Origin of the sequence: Streptomyces sp. PsTaAH-137 (assembly GCF_003259365.1) — a bacterium.
Classification (GTDB): Bacteria; Actinomycetota; Actinomycetes; order Streptomycetales; family Streptomycetaceae; genus Streptomyces.
The window spans coordinates 163,002-184,771 of sequence record NZ_QLLY01000008.1; the positions used below are offsets into that span (position 1 = coordinate 163,002).

18 protein-coding genes are annotated in these 21,770 nt (G+C 71.9%); 11 read left to right on the plus strand and 7 right to left on the minus strand.

Translation table 11 applies throughout. The annotated features are described in order from the left end of the window. The first annotated feature begins 46 nt into the window (after positions 1 to 46). From K377_RS19575 to rbsD, 4 genes are read left to right on the plus strand one after another with little or no spacing between them, the layout of a single operon-like run. Positions 47 to 1,600: a sugar ABC transporter ATP-binding protein gene (locus K377_RS19575; protein WP_111664710.1), complete on the plus strand. Its 1,554-nt coding sequence runs from the start codon at positions 47 to 49 to the stop codon at positions 1,598 to 1,600. Further along, entirely contained in the window at positions 1,590 to 3,533 is a 1,944-nt protein-coding gene (locus tag K377_RS19580; protein ID WP_111664711.1) for a substrate-binding domain-containing protein, read from the plus strand. Before K377_RS19575 ends, K377_RS19580 begins: the two co-directional genes overlap by 11 nt. 38 nt (positions 3,534 to 3,571) lie before the next feature. Then, positions 3,572 to 4,471 carry a ribokinase gene (locus K377_RS19585; RefSeq protein WP_111664712.1) on the plus strand — a complete coding sequence of 300 codons (900 nt, stop codon included), beginning with the start codon at positions 3,572 to 3,574 and terminating at the stop codon, positions 4,469 to 4,471. Further along, positions 4,468 to 4,857 carry a D-ribose pyranase gene (rbsD, locus tag K377_RS19590; protein ID WP_111664713.1) on the plus strand — a complete coding sequence of 130 codons (390 nt, stop codon included), beginning with the start codon at positions 4,468 to 4,470 and terminating at the stop codon, positions 4,855 to 4,857. Before K377_RS19585 ends, rbsD begins: the two co-directional genes overlap by 4 nt. Positions 4,858 to 5,129: 272 nt before the next feature. Here the strand turns inward: rbsD and K377_RS19595 are convergent, their stop codons facing one another. Genes K377_RS19595 through K377_RS19605 form a run of 3 tightly spaced genes read right to left on the minus strand, consistent with a single transcriptional unit; the run spans position 5,130 to position 8,277 of the window. Then, a complete protein-coding gene (locus K377_RS19595; protein ID WP_111664875.1) occupies positions 5,130 to 5,927 on the minus strand; it encodes a sugar phosphate isomerase/epimerase in 798 nt (265 codons plus the stop codon). Between the two features lie 29 nt (positions 5,928 to 5,956). Beyond that, the gene (locus K377_RS19600) at positions 5,957 to 7,114 is read right to left on the minus strand and encodes a dihydrodipicolinate synthase family protein (protein ID WP_111664714.1); all 1,158 of its coding nucleotides are present in this window, start codon (positions 7,112 to 7,114) and stop codon (positions 5,957 to 5,959) included. Next, positions 7,111 to 8,277, minus strand: a complete 1,167-nt coding sequence (locus tag K377_RS19605) for a Gfo/Idh/MocA family protein (RefSeq protein WP_111664715.1) — start codon at positions 8,275 to 8,277, stop codon at positions 7,111 to 7,113. Before K377_RS19605 ends, K377_RS19600 begins: the two co-directional genes overlap by 4 nt. A 158-nt stretch (positions 8,278 to 8,435) precedes the next feature. Between K377_RS19605 and K377_RS19610 the strand changes: the two genes are divergently transcribed. Then, on the plus strand, positions 8,436 to 9,485 hold the full coding sequence (locus K377_RS19610; RefSeq protein ID WP_111664716.1) for a LacI family DNA-binding transcriptional regulator: 1,050 nt from the start codon (positions 8,436 to 8,438) through the stop codon (positions 9,483 to 9,485). A gap of 384 nt (positions 9,486 to 9,869) precedes the next feature. Next, positions 9,870 to 10,637, plus strand: coding sequence for a cyclopropane-fatty-acyl-phospholipid synthase family protein (locus K377_RS19615; protein WP_111664717.1), 768 nt, complete (start codon positions 9,870 to 9,872; stop codon positions 10,635 to 10,637). 56 nt (positions 10,638 to 10,693) lie between these two features. Here the strand turns inward: K377_RS19615 and K377_RS19620 are convergent, their stop codons facing one another. Then, a complete protein-coding gene (locus K377_RS19620; RefSeq protein WP_111664718.1) occupies positions 10,694 to 12,121 on the minus strand; it encodes an alkaline phosphatase family protein in 1,428 nt (475 codons plus the stop codon). A 344-nt stretch (positions 12,122 to 12,465) separates the two neighbouring features. Here K377_RS19620 and K377_RS19625 point away from each other — a divergent pair, with 344 nt between their 5' ends. Both K377_RS19625 and K377_RS19630 read left to right on the plus strand, forming a co-directional pair. Further along, on the plus strand, positions 12,466 to 13,401 hold the full coding sequence (locus K377_RS19625) for a bifunctional helix-turn-helix transcriptional regulator/GNAT family N-acetyltransferase (protein ID WP_111664876.1): 936 nt from the start codon (positions 12,466 to 12,468) through the stop codon (positions 13,399 to 13,401). A gap of 17 nt (positions 13,402 to 13,418) precedes the next feature. After that, positions 13,419 to 14,222: a sugar phosphate isomerase/epimerase gene (locus K377_RS19630; RefSeq protein ID WP_111664719.1), complete on the plus strand. Its 804-nt coding sequence runs from the start codon at positions 13,419 to 13,421 to the stop codon at positions 14,220 to 14,222. A gap of 305 nt (positions 14,223 to 14,527) precedes the next feature. Here K377_RS19630 and K377_RS19635 read toward each other — a convergent pair whose 3' ends face one another. Beyond that, the gene (locus K377_RS19635) at positions 14,528 to 15,421 is read right to left on the minus strand and encodes an EamA family transporter (RefSeq protein WP_111664720.1); all 894 of its coding nucleotides are present in this window, start codon (positions 15,419 to 15,421) and stop codon (positions 14,528 to 14,530) included. 83 nt (positions 15,422 to 15,504) lie between these two features. Here K377_RS19635 and K377_RS19640 point away from each other — a divergent pair, with 83 nt between their 5' ends. The 3 genes from K377_RS19640 to K377_RS19650 all read left to right on the plus strand — a co-directional run bounded on the left by K377_RS19640 (position 15,505) and on the right by K377_RS19650 (position 19,760). Next, positions 15,505 to 16,413 carry a LysR family transcriptional regulator gene (locus K377_RS19640; RefSeq protein ID WP_111664721.1) on the plus strand — a complete coding sequence of 303 codons (909 nt, stop codon included), beginning with the start codon at positions 15,505 to 15,507 and terminating at the stop codon, positions 16,411 to 16,413. A 748-nt stretch (positions 16,414 to 17,161) separates the two neighbouring features. Continuing rightward, a complete protein-coding gene (locus K377_RS19645) occupies positions 17,162 to 18,973 on the plus strand; it encodes a glycoside hydrolase family 3 protein (RefSeq protein ID WP_111664722.1) in 1,812 nt (603 codons plus the stop codon). Positions 18,974 to 19,163: 190 nt separating this feature from the next. After that, a complete protein-coding gene (locus tag K377_RS19650; protein WP_111664723.1) occupies positions 19,164 to 19,760 on the plus strand; it encodes a hypothetical protein in 597 nt (198 codons plus the stop codon). A 43-nt stretch (positions 19,761 to 19,803) separates the two neighbouring features. On the opposite strand, the gene K377_RS19655 is transcribed toward K377_RS19650, so the two are convergent. Together K377_RS19655 and K377_RS19660 are read right to left on the minus strand one after the other, a co-directional pair. Further along, the gene (locus K377_RS19655) at positions 19,804 to 21,198 is read right to left on the minus strand and encodes a S28 family serine protease (RefSeq protein WP_111664724.1); all 1,395 of its coding nucleotides are present in this window, start codon (positions 21,196 to 21,198) and stop codon (positions 19,804 to 19,806) included. Between the two features lie 100 nt (positions 21,199 to 21,298). Then, complete coding sequence (locus tag K377_RS19660) at positions 21,299 to 21,718, minus strand: hypothetical protein (RefSeq protein WP_375605934.1); 420 nt, start codon at positions 21,716 to 21,718, stop codon at positions 21,299 to 21,301. Between the last annotated feature and the right edge of the window lie 52 nt (positions 21,719 to 21,770).

A 21,770-nucleotide genomic window follows, 5' to 3' on the forward strand; every position in this document is an offset into this window, starting at 1 on the left:
GGGACGAAAACCCACAACCGCGTACCTCAATGGAGAGGAGCAACCGGTGAGCAACCCGGACGAGTTGCTGCGTATCGAAGGGATACGGAAGACCTTCCCCGGTGTCGTCGCGCTCGACAGCGTCGACTTCGACCTGCGCCGCGGGGAGGTGCACGTCCTGCTCGGTGAGAACGGGGCCGGAAAGAGCACGCTGATCAAGATGCTCTCCGGCGCCTACACCCCCGACGAGGGCCGCATCCTCGCGGGCGGCGAGCAGGTCCGTATCCATGGTGCGCAGGACGCCGAGCGGCTCGGCATCGCGACGATCTACCAGGAGTTCAACCTGGTCCCCGATCTGACCGTCGCCGAGAACATCTTCCTGGGCCGGCAGCCGCGCCGCTTCGGTCTCGTCGACCGCAAGCGGATGGAGGCCGACGCCGAGAAGCTGCTCGCGCGCGTGGGCGTGAACGTGTCGCCCCGCGCGCGCGTACGCGAACTCGGCATCGCCCGGCTCCAGATGGTGGAGATCGCGAAGGCGCTGAGCCTGGACGCGCGTGTGCTGATCATGGACGAGCCGACCGCCGTGCTGACCTCGGAGGAGGTCGACAAGCTGTTCGCCATCGTGCGCGCGCTGCGCGAGGACGGTGTCGGCATCGTCTTCATCACGCACCACCTGGAGGAGATCGCCGCCCTGGGTGACCGGGTCACCGTGATCCGGGACGGTCGGAGTGTGGGCCAGGTCCCCGCGTCGACCCCCGAGGACGAGCTCGTACGGCTCATGGTGGGCCGGTCGATCGAGCAGCAGTACCCGCGTGAGCGGCCCGAAACGGGCAGCGCCCTGCTGAAGGTCGAGGGGCTGACCCGCGACGGCGTCTTCCACGACGTGTCCTTCGAGGTGCGGGCCGGCGAGGTCGTCGGCATCGCCGGGCTCGTCGGCGCCGGGCGCACCGAGGTGGTGCGCGCGGTCTTCGGGGCGGACCCGTACGACAAGGGCTCGGTGGAGGTCGCGGGCGCGGCCCTGCCGCGTCACGACGTGAACGCCGCCATGGCCGCGGGCGTCGGGCTCGTGCCCGAGGACCGCAAGGGCCAGGGCCTGGTGCTCGACCAGTCGGTCGAGGAGAACCTGGGTCTCGTGACGCTGCGCGCCGCCACCCGCGGCGGGTTCGTGGACCGCAAGGGCCAGCACGAGGCCGCCGACCGGATCGCCGCCCAGCTGGGCGTGCGGATGGCGGGCCTCGGCCAGCACGTGCGCACGCTGTCCGGCGGCAACCAGCAGAAGGTCGTCATCGGCAAGTGGCTGCTCGCCGACATCAAGGTGCTGATCCTCGACGAGCCGACGCGCGGCATCGACGTCGGCGCCAAGGTCGAGATCTACCAGCTGATCAACGAGCTGACCGCCGCCGGTCACGCCGTGCTGATGATCTCCAGCGATCTGCCCGAGGTTCTCGGGATGAGCGACCGCGTGCTCGTCATGGCGCAGGGCCGGATCGCCGGTGAACTCGCCGCCGCCGACGCCACCCAGGACTCCGTGATGGCCCTCGCCGTCTCCACAGCCGCTGTCGCTGCCACTGCCACGACCGACGAAACGACCGACGAAAGCGAGGCCCGTCGTGGCCACTGACACGCTCAAGGGCAAGCCGGGCACCAGTGGTGCCGCCGGGCTGCGCAAACTGCTGCTCGACAACGGCGCGCTGACCGCGCTGATCGTCCTCGTCATCGCGCTCTCCGCGCTGTCCGGGGACTTCCTGACCACCGACAACCTGCTCAACATCGGCGTCCAGGCGGCCGTGACCGCCATCCTCGCCTTCGGTGTCACCTTCGTGATCGTCGCGGCGGGCATCGACCTGTCGGTCGGTTCGGTGGCCGCGCTGTCCGCGACCGTACTGGCGTGGAGCGCGACGCAGCACGGCGTGCCGGTCGTGCTCGCCGTCGTCCTCGCCGTCGCGACCGGCATCGTGGCCGGTCTCGTCAACGGCTTCCTGATCGCGTACGGGAAGCTGCCGCCGTTCATCGCGACGCTCGCGATGCTGTCGGTGGGGCGCGGTCTGGCGCTGGTGATATCGGACGGTTCGCCGATCCCGTTCCCCGACTCGGTCTCGCACCTGGGTGACACGCTCGGCGGCTGGCTGCCGGTGCCGGTGCTCGTGATGGTCGTCATGGGCCTGATCGCCGCCGTGATCCTCGGCCGTACGTACATCGGCCGCGCCATGTACGCGATCGGCGGCAACGAGGAGGCGGCCCGCCTGTCCGGGCTGCGCGTGAAGAAGCAGAAGCTCGTCATCTACGCGCTGTCGGGCCTGTTCGCCGCCGCCGCGGGCATCGTGCTCGCCTCCCGGCTCTCCTCGGCGCAGCCGCAGGCCGCCGACGGCTACGAGCTGGACGCGATCGCCGCCGTCGTCATCGGCGGTGCCTCGCTGGCCGGTGGCACGGGCAAGGCGTCGGGCACGCTGATCGGCGCGCTGATCCTCGCGGTGCTGCGCAACGGCCTCAACCTCCTGTCGGTGTCCGCCTTCTGGCAGCAGGTCGTCATCGGTGTCGTCATCGCGCTCGCCGTGCTGCTCGACACGCTCCGCCGCAAGGCCGGGGCCACTCCGGTGACCTCCGGCGGCGGGGGCGGCAAGGGCAAGCAGGCGGCGACGTACGGGCTCGCGGCGGTCGTCACCGTCGCGATCGTCGGCGCCACCTCCTTCCTGCACGGCGGTTCGTCGGCGTCCGACAAGCCGAAGGTGGGCCTGTCGCTGTCCACCCTCAACAACCCGTTCTTCGTGCAGATCCGGGCGGGCGCCCAGGCCGAGGCCAAGAAGCTGGGCGTGGACCTGACCGTCACCGACGCGCAGAACGACGCCTCGCAGCAGGCCAACCAGATGCAGAACTTCACCAGCTCCAGCCTCGACGCGATCGTCCTCAACCCGGTCGACTCGGCCGCCGCGAGCAACTCGGTCGCCGCGGCGAACAAGGCCGGCATGCCGGTCGTCGCCGTCGACCGCGGGGTGGAGCAGGGCAAGGTCGCCACGCTCGTCGCCTCCGACAACGTCGCGGGCGGTGTGCTCTCCGCGAAGACGATGGCCGAGAAGCTGGGCGGCAAGGGCAAGATCGTCATCCTTCAGGGCCAGGCCGGCACGTCGGCCGCGCGGGAGCGCGCCGAGGGCTTCGCGAAGGGCCTCAAGGAGTTCCCGGGCATCAAGGTCCTCGCCCAGCAGCCCGCCGACTTCGACCGCACCAAGGGCCTCGACGTGATGTCGAACCTGCTCCAGGCGCACCCCGACGTCCAGGGCGTCATCGCCGCCAACGACGAGATGGCGCTCGGCGCGGTCAAGGCGCTCGGCTCCAAGGCCGGGAAGTCGGTGCCGGTCATCGGCTTCGACGGCGAGGCCGACGGCATCAAGGCGGTCGAGGCGGGCACGATGTACGCCTCGGTGGCCCAGCAGCCGCGCGAACTCGGCGAGATCGCCGTGCGCAACGCGGTGAACGCCGCCCACGGCAAGAAGATCAGCCCGGCGGTGAAGGTGCCGGTGAAGGTCGTGACGTCGAAGAACGCGGCAGACTTCAACTGACCCGGTCACGAAGACCGGTGCACGAAGAAAGGCAGAGCATGAGCACGTATGACCTCCTCGTCGTGGGGTCGGCCAACGCCGATCTGGTGGTCGCCGTCGACCGGCGCCCCGGTGCCGGGGAGACCGTTCTCGGCTCCGACCTGGTGGTCCACCCGGGCGGCAAGGGCGCGAACCAGGCGGTGGCCGCGGCCCGGCTCGGCGCGCGCACCGCGCTGCTCGCGCGGGTCGGCGACGACGGGCACGGGCAGTTGCTCCGTACGTCGATGGAGTCGGCCGGGGTGGACACCTCGGGCGTCCTCGTCGGCGGGGCGCCCACCGGGGTCGCGCTGATCACCGTCGACCCGTCGGGCGACAACAGCATCGTGGTGTCGCCGGGCGCGAACGGCCGGCTCACGCCGGACGACGTGCGGGAGGCGCGCGAGCTGTTCGCGGCGGCGCCGGTGGTCTCCACGCTCCTGGAGATCCCGCTCGACACGGTCGCCGAGGTGGCCCGGTCGCTGGCCGACGGGGCACGGCTCGTGCTCAACCCGTCGCCGCCCGCGCCGCTGCCCGACGAGGTGCTCGCGGTGTGCGACCCGCTGATCGTCAACGAGCACGAGGCGAAGGTCATTCTCGGTACGGAGCCGGGCCCGGACCCCGAGGAGTGGGCGCGGCAGCTGCTCGCGCTCGGCCCGCGCTCGGTCGTCATCACGCTCGGCGCCGAGGGCGCGCTGGTCGCGGACGCCGACGGCGCGGAGCGGGTGGCCTCGGTGAAGGTGAAGGCCGTGGACACCACCGGTGCGGGTGACGCCTTCACGGCGGCGCTGGCCTGGCGGCTCGGCGCGGGTGCGTCGCTGGCCGAGGCGGCGGCGTACGCGGCCCGGGTCGGCGCCGCCGCCGTCACCAAGGAGGGCGCGCAGGCCTCGTACCCGACGGCGGACGAGGTCGCGTCCCTGTGAAGAAGGCCGGAATACTCAACCGCCATCTGGCCGGTGCCATAGCAGAGTTGGGGCACGGGGACGGGGTGCTCGTGTGCGACGCGGGGATGCCGGTCCCGGCCGGGCCGCGCGTCGTCGACCTGGCCTTCCGGGCCGGGGTGCCGTCGTTCGCGGAGGTGCTCGACGGCCTCCTCGACGAGCTGGTCGTGGAGGGCGGTACGGCGGCCGGTGAGGTGCGGGCGGCGAACCCGGAGGCGGCCGCGCTGCTCGCCGGGCGGGTGCCGGATCTCTCCTACGTCACGCACGAGGAGCTGAAGGCGCTGTCGGCGTCGGCGAGGCTCGTGGTGCGGACCGGGGAGGCGCGGCCGTTCGCCAATGTGCTGCTGCGGTGCGGGGTCTTCTTCTGAGGCCCGGCCCCGGGGCCTGACGGCGGAAACCGGCGGGGAGCCCGGTCCACGGACCGGGCTCCCCTCGGGCTTTCCCCTCCCTGCGCCGGAATCCCTCGATCCCCCCAGATCTCCCCCCTCAGGATTCCGACGCAAGTAACGACCCACGTGGCGGCGCAAAGGTTGCACGGGGTTGCGGAAAAATCTGGAAGGAAGATGAGCGGCGGGAGCACGAGGCGCACAAGGGGCGCGAAAGCGGACGGCTCACGCCCCCTTTCGCCGGGGGGGGTGACCTACACCGCGTGCCGGGTGAACCGTTCGGCGGTCTCCGCCAGCACCTCGCGGCCGTCGCGCGCCCACAGCCCGTCGTTGAACAGCTCGACCTCGACGGGACCCGTGTAGCCCTGCTGTTCCACCAGGCCGCGCCAGTACCGCATGTCGATCGCGCCGTCACCGATCTGGCCCCGGCCGTTGAGCACGCCCTCGGGCAGCGGCGTGGTCCAGTCGGCGAGCTGGAACGTCGCGATACGTCCCTGGGCGCCGGCCCGCGCGAGCTGCGCGGGCGCCTGGTCGTCCCACCAGATGTGGTACGTGTCCACGCAGACGCCGACCTGGTCCGCGGGGAAGCGTTCGGCGATGTCGAGGGCCTGGGCGAGGGTGGAGACCACGCAGCGGTCGGCCGCGTACATCGGGTGCAGCGGCTCGATCGCGAGCCGCACCCCGCGCTCGGCCGCGTACGGGGCGAGGACGCCGATGCCGTCGGCGATGCGCTCGCGGGCGCCCGCCAGGTCGCGGCTGCCGGGGGGAAGGCCGCCGGAGACCAGGACCAGGACGTCGGTGCCGAGGGTGACGGCCTCGTCGACGGCGCGCTTGTTGTCGTCGAGCGCGGCGGTGCGCTCGGCCGGGTCGAGCGCGGTGAGGAAGCCGCCGCGGCAGTGTGTGGTGACGGTGAGACCGGCGTCGCGGAGCAGCGCGGCCGCCTTCTCGACGCCGTACGCCTGGACGGGCTCGCGCCACGTGCCGACGTTGCGGACCCCCATTTCGGCGCACGCGTCGACGAGTTCGGGCAGCCCGAGCTGCTTGACGGTCATCTGGTTGATGGAGAACAGCGGGTCGGCGCTCACGTGGTCACTCCGTACAGGGCGAGCAATTGCTTCATGCGGGTCTCGGCCAGCTCCGGGCTCGGGAACAGGCCGAGCGTGTCGGCGAGTTCGTAGGCGCGTGCGAAGTGCGGCAGGGAGCGCGCCGACTGGAGGCCGCCGACCATCGTGAAGTGCTCCTGGTGGCCGGAGAGCCAGGCGAGGAAGACGACGCCGGTCTTGTAGAACCGGGTCGGCGCCTGAAAGAGGTGCCGCGACAACTCGACCGTGGGATCGAGCAGTTCGCGGAACCCCTTGACGTCGCCGGTGTCCAGGACGCGGACCGCCTGCGCGGCGAGCGGGCCCAGCGGGTCGAAGATGCCGAGCAGGGCGTGGCTGAAGCCGCGGTCGTCGCCCGCGATCAGCTCGGGGTAGTTGAAGTCGTCGCCGGTGTAGCAGCGCACGCCCTGCGGGAGGCGGCGGCGCAGTTCGACCTCGCGGCGGGCGTCGAGCAGGGACACCTTGATGCCGTCGACCTTGTCCGGGTGCGCGGCGATGACCTCCAGGAAGGTCTCGGTCGCGGCGTCGAGGTCGGCCGAGCCCCAGTAGCCGTCCAGGGCCGGGTCGAACATCGGGCCGAGCCAGTGCAGGACGACCGGTTCGGCGGCCTGCCGGAGCAGGTGCCCGTAGACGTCGAGGTAGTCCTCGGGCCCGCGGGCGACGGCGGCCAGGGCACGCGACGCCATGAGGATCGCCTGCGCGCCCGTCCCCTCCACGAGCGCGAGCTGCTCCTCGTACGCGGCCCTGACCTCCGCCGGATCGTGTGCGGGCGCGGTGAGCTGGTCGGTGCCGACCCCGCAGGCGATGCGGCCGCCGACCGCCTTCGCCTCGGCGGCGGAGCGCCGGATCAGCTCGGCGGCGCCCGCCCAGTCCAGGCCCATGCCGCGCTGCGCGGTGTCCATCGCCTCGGCGACGCCGAGCCCGTGCGACCACAGGTGGCGGCGGAAGGCGAGGGTGGCGTCCCAGTCGACGGCGGCCGGGGAGTCGGGGGTGGTGTCGGCGAACGGGTCGGCGACGACGTGCGCCGCCGAGAAGACGACCCGGGAGGCGAGCGGCGCGCCGGTGTCGAACGCGAGCGGCTCGGCGCGCGGCTCGTACGCCTTCAACCCGCCGTCGGGGGTGGGGAGATGGAGGGTCACAGCGAGATCTCCGGAACGTCGAGGCGGCGGCCCTCGGCCGACGACTTCAGCCCCAGCTCGGCCATCTGCACGCCGCGCGCGCCGGCGAGCAGGTCCCAGTGGTAGTCGGCGCCGTTGTACACGTGCTGGAGGAACAGCTCCCACTGCACCTTGAAGCCGTTGTCGAACTCGGTGTTGTCCGGGACCTCCTGCCACTGGTCGCGGAAGGAGTACGTGGCCGGGAGGTCGGGGTTCCAGACCGGCTTGGGAGTGGAACTGCGGTGCTGGACACGGCAGTTGCGCAGCCCGGCGACGGCCGATCCTTCGGTGCCGTCGACCTGGAACTCGACCATCTCGTCGCGGTTGACGCGCACGTCCCACGAGGAGTTGATCTGGGCGACGACCGGGCCCTGGGGGCCGTCGATCTCGAAGATGCCGTACGCGGAGTCGTCGGCGGTGGCGTCGTAGGGCTTGCCGTTCTCGTCCCAGCGGGTGGGGATGTGGGTGGCGGCGAGCGCGGTGACCGAGGTGACCCGGCCGAACAGCTCGTGCAGCACGTACTCCCAGTGCGGGAACATGTCGACGACGATGCCGCCGCCGTCCTCGCTGCGGTAGTTCCACGAGGGGCGCTGGGCCTCCTGCCAGTCGCCCTCGAAGACCCAGTAGCCGAACTCGCCGCGCACGGACAGGATCCGCCCGAAGAAGCCGCCGTCGATGAGTCGCTTGAGCTTGAGCAGGCCCGGCAGGAACAGCTTGTCCTGCACGACGCCCGACTTGACGCCCTTCTCGCGGGCGAGACGGGCCAGTTCGACGGCGCCCTCCAGGCCGGTGGCGGTGGGCTTCTCGGTGTAGACGTGCTTGCCGGCGGCGATCGCCTTCTTGAGGATCTCCTCGCGGGTCGAGGTCATCGCGGCGTCAAAGAAGATGTCGATGCTGTCGTCGGCGAGTACGGCGTCCACGTCGGTGGAGATGTTCGCCTCGTCCAGGCCGTGCCGCTCGGCGATGGCCTTCAGCGCGTGCTCGCGACGGCCGACCAGAACCGGCTCGGGCCACAGGACCGTGCCGTCACCGAGATCGAGCCCGCCCTCCTCGCGCAGCGCGAGGATCGAGCGGACGAGGTGCTGGCGGTAGCCCATGCGCCCCGTCACACCGTTCATGGCGATGCGCACCGTCTTGCGTGTCACGTGAGTCCCTTCGTCCGGCCTTGCGCACGCGTTCGATACCTCGTAGCAAGCGCTTTCTGTTTCCAGAGAAGCTAGCCTCTGCACAGCCGCTCGGACAAGAGCGGATACGCGGCGGATGACAGCGGACACCAGCCGCATACCAGTCGGAGGATGACTCGATGACCGTGACCCTCGCGGACGTGGCCGCCCGCGCGCAGGTGTCCCCCGCCACCGTCTCGCGCGTACTCAACGGCAACTACCCGGTCGCCGCCGCCACCCGCGAGCGGGTCCTGAAGGCCGTGGACGAGCTGGACTACGTGCTCAACGGTCCGGCCAGCGCGCTCGCCGCCGCCACGTCCGACCTGGTCGGGGTGCTGGTCAACGACATCGCCGACCCCTTCTTCGGGATCATGGCCTCCGCCGTGCAGTCGGAGATCGTCGGCCCGGGCGGGCGCGCGGGCGGCGAACGGCTCGCGGTGGTCTGCAACACGGGCGGCTCACCGGAGCGCGAGCTGACGTACCTCACGCTGCTGCAGCGGCAGCGCGCGGCGGCGGTCGTCCTCACCGGCGGGGCGATCGAGGACGCGGCCCATGTGACGGCCGTGGCGGGCAAGTTGAGGCGGCTCGCGGAGGCCGGTACACGGGTGGTGCTGTGCGGGCGGCCGCCGGTGCCGGACGCCGGTGCGGTGGCGCTGACCTTCGACAACCGTGGCGGGGGCCGGGAGTTGACGGAGCATCTGCTCGCGCTCGGCCACCGGCGGATCGGCTATGTCGCCGGGCCCGAGGAGCGGACGACGACCCGGGACCGCCTGGAGGGCCACCGTGAGGCGCTGGCCGCCGCCGGGGTCGAGGAGTCGGCCGGGCTCGTCGTGCACGGCGACTACGACCGCTCGGCGGGGTATACGGCGACGGTCGAACTCCTGCGCAGAGAGCCGACGTTGACCGCCGTGGTGGCCGCCAACGACACGGTCGCGCTCGGCGCGTGCGCGGCGCTTCGGGAGGCGGGGCTGCGCATCCCCGAGGACGTCTCGGTGGCGGGCTTCGACGACCTCCCCTTCAGCGTGGACGCGGTACCGGCCCTGACGACGGTCCGCCTCCCTCTCGCGGAGGCGGCGGCACGGGCCGGCCGCATCGCGATGGGCCGGGAGGCCGCGCCGGTCGGTGGCGTGGATGTGGTGGGCGGGGAGCTGATGGTGCGGGGGTCTACGGGGGTGCCGCGGGGGGCTTGATGCGGGGTTCGTCGGGTGCGGGCCGGTGGGTGGCTGGTCGCGCAGTTCCCCGCGCCCCTGGGCAGTTCTTCGTCCGCGGCCCGGTGGCCTCTTCTCGCGCAGTTCCCCGCGCCCCTGAGATGCGCACTTCGTGCGCCATCTCATCAACGACAGAGGCGCGGCGGAGCCGCAGCCTCTGACGGGGAGGCGGCGCGCCAGCGCACGCCTCAGGGGCGCGGGGAACTGCGCGACCAGCCACGACGGTGGCGCGCGTGACGAACGACCCAGGGGCGCGGGGAACTGCGCGAGAAGCGGCCACCGGGCCGGACCCGACGCGCCGGCCGGCCCTCACCCGAGCAGAAACTCGATCGTGCGGGCGGTCAGCCCGACGTACCGTTGCGCGCCATGACCGAAACCCAGGATCTCCCACCCCGTCTCACCAGCCTCACCTTCCACGGCCCACTCTCCGAGCCCCGCGCAGCGGACCTCGTCGAGCGGCTGGCGCTCGCCGGTCCCTCCACGGTGCTGGACATCGGCTGCGGCTGGGGCGAGTTGATGCTGAGGGTGCTCGAAGCGGCACCCAAGGCGACCGGACGCGGCATCGACCTCAACGCCGACGACCTGGCCCGGGGCCGCACGAACGCCGCCACCCGCGGCCTCGCCGACCGCGTCGAGTTCCTGGAGCAGTCCGCGACCGACGCCCAACTCGCCCCCGCCGACCTGGTGCTCTGCCTCAGCGCCAGCCACGCACTCAGCGGCGCAGAGCCGCCCCACCACACCACCGAGGCCCTGCACGCGCTGCGCCGGCTCGTGACACCCGGCGGCCGGGTCCTGCTCGCCGAGGGCTACTGGCAACGACCTCCGACGCGAACCGAGTTGGACGCGATGTGGCCGGACGCCGGTGCCGACGAGTACGACGACCTGGCGGGGCTCGTCGACCGCGCGGTGGAGGCCGGCTTCCGGCCCGCGTGGGTGGAGACGGCGAACCGTGACGAGTGGGAGGCGTTCGAGTCCGGCTACCAGTCGGACAAGGAGGTCTGGCTGGCCACCCACCCGGACCACCCGCTGGCGGAGGAGACCCGCGACAAACTCGACAGCCACCGGGCGAACTGGCTCCGGGGCTACCGGGACGTCCTCGGAATCGCCTACCTCACTCTGGTCCCGGTGGGCTGAGCCGTCGGACGGGGGCCACACCCCGCCCGGCGGCCGGTATGGAGCGGCGCGGTTGCCTACACGTGCGGCCGCCGCCCCCGCTCCTGCTGCGGGAACTTCTGGTCGGCGCCCGGGAGGGTCGGTTTCGGGAGGGTGGCCACCTCGTCCTTGGCCTGTTCCAGTTGCTCGGCGGTGTTGTCGGGGAGGCGGGGGGCCCGGGGGGTCGGGCGGGAGAAGCGGAAGGCCGAGGTGAGGTCGCCGAAGGTGTCGCGGCGCCAGTCGGTGATGTTGGGTTCCTCGACGCCCGTGAAGCTCTCCAGGAACTGGAGCGCCGAGGTGTGGTCGAAGGTCTCCGAGGCGACCCAGCCGCCGACCGTCCACGGCGAGACGATGATGGCGGGGACGCGGAAGCCGCCGCCGATCGGCAGGCCCTTCACGAACTCGCCCGCGGTGCCCGCCGGAGGCGTGGGCGGGGCGACGTGGTCGAACAGGCCGTCGTTCTCGTCGTAGTTGAGGATGAAGGCGGTCTTCGCCCAGACCTTCGGGTTGCTGGCGATCGCCTCGATCTTCTGGGCGACGAAGTCGGCGCCGGCCGCCGGGAGGTAGTCCGGGTGCTCCGACTGGTAGCTCGTCGGCATGATCCAGCTGACGGCCGGGAGGCGGTCGTTGCGGGCGTCGTCCTCGAAGGTGCCCTCCGGCTGCGGCCGGACCCCGCGCTCGTACAGGTCGGAGCCCGGCTGCGCGTTCTTGAACGACGCGAACTGCTCAAGCAGGTTGCAGCCGTAGTCGTCGTCCTGCTGGTAGACCTTCCAGCTGACGCCGGCGGCCTGGAGGCGCTCCGCGTACGTCGTCCAGCGGTACGGCTGCGGGGCCGTGTTGTTGAGGATCGGGCCGCCCTGCGTGCCGCCGGGGTCGATGGTGCCGGTCATCCAGTAGAGGCGGTTGGGCCACGTCGGGCCGAAGACCGAGCAGAAGTAGTTGTCGCAGATCGTGAAGGTCTCGGCGAGCGCGAACTGGAAGGGTATGTCCTTACGGGTGTAATACCCCATCACGTACGGGCCGTTGACGCCGTCGGCCTTGCGGTGCGCGGGCAGCCACTGGTCCATCTTGCCGTTGTTCCACGCCTCGTGCTGGACGGACCAGGCGTGCGAGGTGGAGGGGATGGCCTGGGCGCTGGTGGAGTGGGTGTCCAGGTGGAACGGGAGCAGATAGCCCTTCGGGTTCTCGGCGTCGGGCTGGTAGAAGACCGAGCGGCCGGTGTCCAGCTTCAACGCATGGGGGTCGCTGAAGCCGCGCACCCCCTTGAGCGTGCCGAAGTAGTGGTCGAACGAGCGGTTCTCCTGCATGAGCATCACGACGTGCTCGATGTCGCGGAGCGAGCCCTTGCGGGGCGGGCCCGCCGCGACCGCCTTCTGGACGCTGGGCGGGAGGAGCGAGAGTGCCGCGGCGCCGCCGACGGCCCCCGCCGCGGAACCGAGGAGTCTGCGTCGGGTCAGTTCGGCCATGGAAGGTCCCCTGTCTGCTCGTGTCCGGTGCGTACATGTGCTGGTGGCATGCCAACGGCCCGTGATGCACGGGCCGTTGGAAACAACCCTGCGCTCTTGCGGATGTGGCGCAGAGGAGGCCCGCGATGAAATCGGGAACAACGCGCGGCAAGGGCTTGGCCAACCCATGGGCCGGGACTCAGCCACTTGGCACACGCCATACCTGCCGTATACACGAATTTGGGGCGGGGCCCTTTCCGTGGACGGTCCCCGGGCCCGGGCGTACGCTGAGCGGCACGCGAAACCTCTGACTGAGTCAACGATCCGTGCCCCTGTCCGAGCCGCGAGGTGCCCGCGAGGTGACCATGACCGTGCACGACATCCGGTCCTTCAACCGCTTCTACACGAACGTGATCGGCGCGCTCGACTACAGCCGCCACCTGTACGCCCCGTACACCCTCACCGAGTCCCGCGTCCTGTACGAGCTCGCGCACACCGAGCACGTCGACGCCGCCGACCTGCGCGCCCGGCTCTCGCTCGACGCCGGGTATCTCAGCAGAATCCTCGGCAAGTTCGAGCAGGCAGGACTGGTCGAGCGCGCTTCGTCCGAGAAGGACTCCCGGCGCCGCCGCATCACGCTCACCGCGCGCGGCCGGGGCGCCGCCGAACTCCTCGACGAGCGCTCACGCGAGTCGGTCGGCACGCTGCTCGCGACGGTCCCGGCCGCCGAGCGCGAGCGGCTGGGCGACGCCCTGCGCACCGTCCGCGAACTGCTCGGCGACGGCCGCGCCGCCCCGCACCCGGAGAACGTGCTGCTGCGCGAGCCGGGCCCCGGCGACCTCGGCTGGATCGTCGCGCGCAACGGCGCGGTGTACGCGGCCGAGTTCGGCTGGAACACCGAGTACGAGGGCCTGGTCGCGCGCATCGTCGCCGACTTCGCCCAGGACCACGACCCGCATCTGGAGCGGGTGTGGATCGCCGAGCTGGACGGCCGCCCGGTGGGCTGCGTGATGTGCGTACGCGACGAGGCGCCCGGCACGGCCCGGCTGCGGCTGCTGCTCGTCGAGCCCGAGGCGCGCGGTCTGGGCATCGGGGACCGGCTGGTGCGGGCGTGCACGGACTTCGCGCGCGGCGTCGGTTACCGCGAGCTGGTGCTGTGGACCAACGACGTTCTGGCGTCGGCCCGTTCGATCTACCGGCGGCACGGTTTCGTCCTCGTCGGTGAACGTCCGCACCGGTCCTTCGGCGCCGATCTCGTCGGACAGGACTGGAAGGTGGCCCTCCATAAGTCGGTGGACTGACGGGTAGGGTCCGCCCCATGAAACTGGCGTTCTCCACCCTCGGTGTCCCTGGTCTCCCCCTCGACGACGTACTGCGCCTCGCCACCACACACGGCTATCACGGTGTCGAACTGCGCGCGCATCCCGAGGAGCCGGTCCATCCCGGGATCGGCCCCGACGCGCGGACGGACGCGGCCGCGCGGTTCAAGGCGGCCGGTGTCGAAGTGCTCGGGGTCGCCGGGTACGCGCGGGTGGCGGCGCCCGCCGACGACGACGGGCCGGTCATCGGCCAGGTGCGTGAACTGGTCGACCTGGCAGCCGACTTGGGTGCTTCGTACGTACGGGTCTTTCCCGGCGGCGGTGACGAGCAGAGCGCCGACGAGGCCGACGCGACGGCCGCCCGGCGGCTCGGGGTCGCCGCCGAGTACGCGGCCGACCGCGGTGTACGGGTGCTGCTCGAGACCCATGACTCGCATCGCACCGGCGCCGCGGCCTCCCGGGTCGCCGGACTCGTCGGGCATCGCAACGTGGGTGTGCTCTGGGACGTCATGCACACCTGGCTCGGCGGTGAGCAGCCCTCGGCCTCGTACGCCGCGCTCTCTCCGTATCTCGGGTATGTCCAGGTCAAGGACATCGCCGGGCCTGACGACACGACGCCGCTGGCGCTCGGGGCGGGGGTGCTGCCGCTCGCCGAGTGTGTGGAGGTGCTCAGCCGGGAGGGGTGGGACGGGTGGTTGTGCTGGGAGTACGAGGCGCGCTGGTACGAGTCGGCTGCGCCGCTTTCCGGGTTGTTGTCGGGGGGTCGTGAGCTGCTGGGGCGGTTGCTCAACGAGTCGGCGTAGGGGTGGCGGGGGTCTCGTCGCCGGGTGCCGGGTGCGCCGTGGCCGGTCGCGCAGTTCCCCGCGCCCCTGGATCGTCTACCGGGTGCGGGCCGGTGGCCGCTTCCCGCGCCGTTCCCCGCGCCCCTGAGTCGTACTTCGTCCGCGGGCCGGTGGCCGCTTCTCGCGCAGTTCCCCGCGCCCCTGGGTTGTCTTTCGCCCGCGGACCGGTGGCCGCTTCCCGCGCAGTTCCCCGCGCCCCTGAGGCAGGCGCTGCGCGCCGCCTCCCCTGTTTTCAGGGGCGCGGGGAACTGCGCGATCAGCCGTACTCAACCCGCGCTCGGCAGCCGGGCCGTGCCCCGTAGGCGGAGGCCCGAGCCCAGCGATGTCAGCGCCACCCCACCCACCAGCAGCGTCGCCGCGATCCACCGGAGGGCGCTCACCGACTCCCCCAGGAACAGGGACGCCGAGGACATTCCGAAGACCGGGACCAGAAGTGAGTACGGGGCGACCGTCGACGCGTCGTAGCGCCGGAGCAGCCGGCTCCAGGCGCTGAAGCAGAACAGGGTCGTCACCAGGGCTACGTACACGATCGCGCCGACACCGGGCAGATCGAGGGACGTCAGCGCGCGGGCGTCCGTCGACGGGCCCTCGAAGAGGAGCGAAAGGCCGAGCAGCGGGAGTACGGGGACCGCGCTGGACCACACCATGAAGTTGAAGGGGGCGTCGGGGGCCGCCTTGCGGGTCAGCACGTTCGCCACACCCCAGAACGCGGCGGCGACCAGCACCAGCGCGAAGGCGCCGAGCGGCCCCGAACCGCCCTCGTCGACGGCGGCGACCCCGATCCCGGCGAGCGCCACCGCCATGCCCACGACCCGTACCGGCCGCGGCCGCTCCCCCAGGAACGCGAACGCGATCAGCGCCGTGAACACCGCCTGCACCTGGAGCACCAGGGAGGACAGGCCCGCGGGCATCCCCGCGTTCATGCCGACGAAGAGCAGCCCGAACTTGCCCACGCCCAGCGCCAGTCCGAGACCCACGATCCAGCGCCACGGGACGCACGGCCGGCCGACCAGGAACACCGCGGGCAGCGCCGCGAGCAGGAAGCGCAGGGCGCAGAAGAGCAGCGGCGGGAAGTGGGCGAGGCCGATGTCGATGACGACGAAGTTCACGCCCCACAAGGCGGCGACGAGCACGGCGAGGCCGGTGTGTGCGGGTCTCATGCGTCGAGGATCACGCGCTACGACCGTGTAGCACCAGCGAAGATTGCTGCATGGTGGGATGAAGCGACGCTAAGGGGTTCGGGATGTTGGATCTTCAGCGGCTGCGCGCGCTGCACGCCGTCTCCGTGCACGGCACCGTGGGCGCCGCGGCGGCGGCGCTCGGCTACACGCCGTCCGCCGTGTCCCAGCAGATCGCGAAACTGGAGCGGGAGACGCGGACGGTTCTGCTGGAGCGGGAGGGCCGGGGCGTGAAGCTCACCGAAGAGGCCCGGCAACTCGCCCGTACGGCGCATGAGTTGATGGCTGTCATGGAGCGGGCGGAGACCGAGCTGGAGGAGCGGCGCGGGGTGCCGGCGGGGCGGCTGACCATCGCCGCGTTCGCCTCGGCGGCGCGGGGGCTGCTGCCCGGGGCGCTCGCCTCGCTGGCGGAGCGGCATCCCGCGCTCGACACCCGGCTCACCGAGGTCGACCCGCATCTGTCGGTCGACCTCGTGGCGAAGGGGGCCGTCGATCTGGTCGTCGCGCACGACTGGGACATCGCGCCGCTGCCGGCCCCTGCCGGGGTGGAGCAGGCGGTCATCGGGGACGATCTGTGCGATCTGCTGGTGCCGGCGGGGCATCCGCTGGCCGGGCGCGATGCCGTGCGGCGGGCCGAGCTGGGCGGGGAGCGGTGGGTTTCGCAGCCTGCGGGACGGGTGTGTCACGACTGGCTGGTGCGGACGATGCGGGGGGCCGGGTTCGAGCCGGAGATCGTGCATCGGGCCGATGAGAATCCGACGCTGGTGGCGTTGGTCGCGGCCGGGCTGGGGGTGGCGGTGATTCCTCGGCTCGGGCGGGGGCCGTTGCCGGACGGGGTGGTCGTGGTGGGGCTTGATCCGTTGCCGCGCAGGAGGGTGTACGCCTTGTGGCGGACCGGGATCTCGCGGCGCCCCGCCATCACGGCAGCCGTCCAGTCCCTCCGCGACGAGGCTTCCACCTGCCTACTCCAGTAACCACATCTCGCGCAGTTCCCCGCGCCCCGGTGGCCTCTTCTCGCGCAGTTCCCCGCGCCCCTAAAACCAGTTCGTCACGCGCGCCTCTCGTCGTGGCTGGTCGCGCAGTTCCCCGCGCCCCTGAGGCGGGCGCTTCGCGCCGCCTCCCCTTCAGAGGCTGCGCTCCGCGCGCCTCTCCCCCGGGGGCACCCGCGATGAGATGCCGCACGAAGTGCGCATCTCAGGGGCGCGGGGAACTGCGCGACCAGCCACGACGGCGGCGCACCCGAACGACAACCCAAGAGGGGCGCGGGGAACTGCGCGAGAAGCGCCCACCGGGCCGCACCCGGAAGACAACCCAGGGGCGCGGGGAACTGCGCGGCCAGCCCCACCCACCCGCACCCGAACGACAACCCCAAAGACCCCCCGCGCACCAACTTCCCGGAACCCGTGGAAGAACGGGAACCCGGGCGTGGGCCCGGGCGTCCAAGGGGCGAGCTGCCGGTGAGTCTCCGTAGTGCGGTGTCGGCCTCGCTACTGGCTGCGAACGCTGACCACCCTCTCCGCCGCATGCGGCCGGCAGCAAGCCGTCACCGGCGCACCCCCCTCCAACAGCGCCGGTGACGGCCCCTCTTCATGCCCACCTCCAGGCCCACTCATCACGCCCACACCCTTGACTGGCAGAAACTTTCCCCATATTCATAGCGCGCGGAAGTTTCCTTCAGTCCCGTGCAAGTGCCCCGCCGCCCTCCCTCCGGAAGGAGCGCAAGTGCACCACCTCTCCAGACGTACGCTGCTCGCCGCCACCACCGCCGGTGTCGCCGCGACAGCCCTGGGCGCCGTCCCCGCCCAGGCGTCCAAAGGCACCTCCGACCAGGCCCTCAAGAAGATCATCTCCGGGATGTCCCTGGAGGAGAAGGTCGGCCAGCTCTTCGTGATGCGGGTGTACGGACACTCGGCCGACGCCCCGGACCAGGCCGACATCGACGCGAACCTCAAAGAGATCGGGGTGCGCACGGCCGACGAGCTGATCGACAAGTACAAGCTCGGCGGCATCATCTACTTCCAGTGGGCGCACAACGTCCGCGACCCGCACCAGACAGCCGACCTCAGCAACGGCATCCAGCGGGCCGGACAGCGCCAGCCCTCCCGCATACCGCTGCTGATCGCCACCGACCAGGAGCACGGCATCGTCTGCCGGGTCGGCAAGCCCGCCACCCTGTTCCCCGGCGCGATGGCCCTCGGCGCGGGCGGCAGCCACTCCGACGCGCGCAAGGCGGGCCAACTGGCCGGCGCCGAGCTGCGCGCCCTCGGCATCGTCCAGGACTACGCGCCGGACGCCGACGTGAACGTCAACCCGGCCAACCCGGTCATCGGCGTCCGCTCCTTCGGCGCCGACCCCGACGCGGTCGCCGGTCTGGTCGCCGCCCAGGTCAAGGGCTACCAGTCGGCAGGCATAGCGTCGACGGCCAAGCACTTCCCGGGCCATGGCGACACCGCCACCGACTCGCACACCGGCCTGCCGGTCATCACGCACACGCGCGAGCAGTGGGAGCAGCTGGACCGGCCGTCGTTCGAGGCCGCGATAGCCGCCGGCATCGACTCGATCATGACGGCCCACATCGTCGTACCGGCCCTGGACCCGGCCGAGGACCCGGCGACGCTCTCGCGCCCGATCCTCACCGGCATCCTGCGCGAACAGCTCGGCTACGACGGCGTGGTCATCACCGACTCGCTCGGCATGGAGGGCGTGCGGACCAAGTACGGCGACGCCCGCGTCCCCGTCCTCGCGCTCCAGGCCGGCGTCGACCAGCTCCTCAACCCGCCCACTCTGGACGTCTCCTGGAACGCGGTGCTCGACGCCGTGAAGAGCGGCGAGCTGACCGAGGCCCGGCTCGACGAATCGATCCTGCGCATCCTGCGCCTGAAGGCGAAGCTGGGGCTCTTCAAGGCCAAGGAGGTCTACGTCTCGCACAGCGGCGTCGACCGGACCGTCGGGACCCGCGCGCACCTGGCCGCCGCCGACCGGATCGCCGAGCGCACCACGACGCTCCTGGTGAACAAGGAGAAGCTGCTCCCGCTGTCCCGCCGCACCCACAAGAACGTCCTCGTCCTCGGCGCCAACCCGGCCTCGCCCTCGCTCAGCGACGGCCCGCCGACCACCGTGATCGGCGCCGCCCTCACCGAACGCGGCTTCTCGGCGACGGTGCTGGCGACCGGCACGGCGCCGAGCCAGGCCGTCATCGACCAGGCCGTCGCCGCGGCGGCGGGCAAGGACGCCGTCGTCATCGGCACGTACAACGTGACCGCGGGCAGCACCCAGCAGAAGCTGGTGAACGCGGTCGCGGCCACCGGTGTCCCGGTCGTCACCCTGTCCGTGCGCAATCCCTACGACGTCGCCCAACTGGGCGCCGCCGACGCGCACGTGGCCGCGTACTCGTGGATCGACGTCGAACTGCGTGCCGCGGTGCGGGTGCTGACGGGTGCGGCCAGGCCGCGGGGCAGGCTGCCGGTCCCGGTGCAGCGGGCCGACGACCCGACGCAGGTGCTCTATCCGATCGGGTACGGGCTGAGGTACTGACGCCCGCGGACGTCACCGGCCGCCGTACGTCCGGCACGGGCGGCCCGTACCTCCCTCTCCGTACCGGGCGTACGGAGAGGGAGGTACGGCCCACCGGCACACCGCCCCCGACCTACGCAAAGCACCCGGAAACTCTGGCGTGCCTCCGCGTCCGCGGGTCAGTCTTGTCGGGCATACCCGGGGGGCTGTCATGCGTGCGCGAACGGTTGGAGTGGGGTGCGCGGGGCTGCTGTTCGCCCTCGCGCTGACCGGCTGTCAGGATGCGCCGGACGACGCGGCGGCGCCCCCGGCGACACGGGTGTCGCCGTCCGGGTACGGGGCGGCCTTCCTCGCGGTGGGCGAGTGCGGTTCGCGCGGGCGGACCTCGTTCGGCGAGGTGGGGTGCCGCAGCGAGAGGGCCGTCGCCCGGGTGCTCGCCCGCCACGACGGCGACACCGCCGACGGCCCGGCCTGTCCGGGCGGCACCGACTTCGTCCTGCACATCAGCGAGAACCGGCCCGGGAAGAGCCCCGCTCCGTCCCGGGGCTACGCCTGCATGCGCAATCTGGAGCCCCCGCACCCCGGTGACCCGGGCGCCGGGGGCGGCCCGCGCACCGTCGTCGGCGACTGTGTCTACGGCGTCGGCGAGGGCCAGGTCCGGGAGACCGCCTGCGACGGTTCGGGCGAGAGCGCGCCGCAGTACCGCGTGTGGTCGGCGGTCCGGGCGCGCGACCGGTGTCCGCCGTCGACGGCCCTGTACGTGGCCCTGGGCGGCGGCGAGCCGGTGGGGTGCGCGGTGCGGCTGTGAGGGGGCGGCGGGCGGCCGCCGCCCCCTCAGGGCGTCGGCCGGGTCACGGCCGCAGCGTCAGCTCCCTGGCCGGGCCGGTCCGGTCCAGCCCGGCGTCGTGCGGCGCCTTGGCCGTCGTACCGGACAGGCCGGCCCACGCGAGGATCCGCTGGGTGGCGAGCTCCTTGTCACCGGCGGTCAGCGCGGCGACGTTCGCGCCGTGGTTGGCGTGCGGCGCGGTCAGCACGTACGAGTCCCGCGCGCCCTTGCCGAGGCGGAAGCGCTCGGCGCCCCACGGGTCGTTGTCGCCGTACACGTAGAGCATGCGCGTGGCGTGGTGGCGGACCCAGGCGTCGACGTCGGGCATGGCCCGCTTGTCGAACTTCATGGAGATGGAGCGCGGCACGAAGTTGCGCGGCGGCTGGTAGCCGTAGCGGGAGAGCTTGCCGAGCCAGGGCTGCTTGATGTCGGGCGAGCCGAGCTGGGTGCCCGCCTGGTAGTAGTACGGCGTGTACCGCTCCAGGCCCTGGTCGGCGTAGGACGACCAGCCGCCGACGGCGTCGACGTAGTCGAAGAGGGCCTGGTCGGTGACGGTGGCCGCGTCCGGGACGTCGGCGCACGCGGACTCGGGCTGGTACTGCCAGAAGCCCCACACGAGGTCGAGGACGGTCGCCTCGTACGCCTTGTCCAGCGAACCGACCGTGGTCACCGTGTAGTTGTTGGCGGCGAGGTAGTCCGCGTACTTCTTCTCCAGCGCGGTGCGACGCACCAGCGTCTCGCGCTGGACCTTCTGGAGGGCGACGCGGCAGTCCTTGGGGCCGACGTTCGCGAGGAAGCGGTCGTAGGCCGAGTCCTCGTCGTTCACGACGTCGTTCGGGGCGACGTAGGCGACGACGCCGTCCATGTCCCGCGGGTAGAAACGCTCGTAGTACGTGGCCGTCATGCCGCCCTTGGAGCCGCCGGTGGTCAGCCAGTTGGCGCCGTAGACCGGCTTCAGGGCCTGGTAGATGCGGTGCTGGTCGCTGGCCGCCTGCCAGATGTCGAGCTTGGACCAGTCGGCGGGCTGCGGGCGGGACGGGGTGAAGAAGCGGTACTCCACGGAGACCTGGTTGCCGTCGACGATCCGGGTCGGCTCGCTGCGCGACGGGGTCGTGGAGACGTTGTAGCCGCTGGTGAACATGACCGTCGGGCGGCTGACGTCCTTGTGCAGCACGGTGATCCGCTGCTGGAACGTGCCCTTGGACGGGTGCCTGTGGTCGACGGGCTGGGTGAAGTTCAGGACGAAGTAGCGGTAGCCGTCGTACGGCTTCTCCTCGACGAGGCTGATGCCGGGTACGGCGAGCAGCCGGTCCTTGATGTCGGTGGCGTCCGCGGCGGCGGTGGCCGTCGTCGTTCCGGCCGCGGCCACCGTGCCTATCAGCACGACGAGCGACAGCAGCCATCTGAGCACCTTGCGCATACACACTCCCCTGGAGACGCGAGTACAACAGCGCCCCGGAAACTATCGGAGCGATCCGCGTACCACCAGAGGGACTTGGTGTCCGCTCAGCAGAACGGCCTCAGCACAGGATCCAGCCCGTGCTGACCGACCGGGAGCCCACCTTCCCCGTCACCTTCACGCAGCGGTGCCCCGCGTGCACCGTGACCGGTCCCGCGTGGTGGGTGAAGCGGCCCGCGTCGACGACCTGGCGGTTGCCGCGCGCCTGGACGCCGACGGACATGTACTGGCGGGTGCCGCCGCGCTTGGGGTAGGTGACGGCGCAGACATAGCCGTTGTTCTTGTAGACGACCGTCCGGCCGGTGGCGAAGGAGAGGGTGCGGGCCTTGTGCCCGGAGCAGAGCGCGGCCGCGTGCGCGCTGCCGACGGCCGGACCGCCGAGGACCAGCAGACCCGAGCCGAGCAGCGCGGCCAGCAGGAACGCGGCCGGGCGGCGCGGCCCGCGGCGTATGCCGGAGCCCGCATCTCCGTCTCTTCGCACCTTGGATCCCTCCCGTCACATCGGCACCAGCGTACTGATGAACGGACGCGCT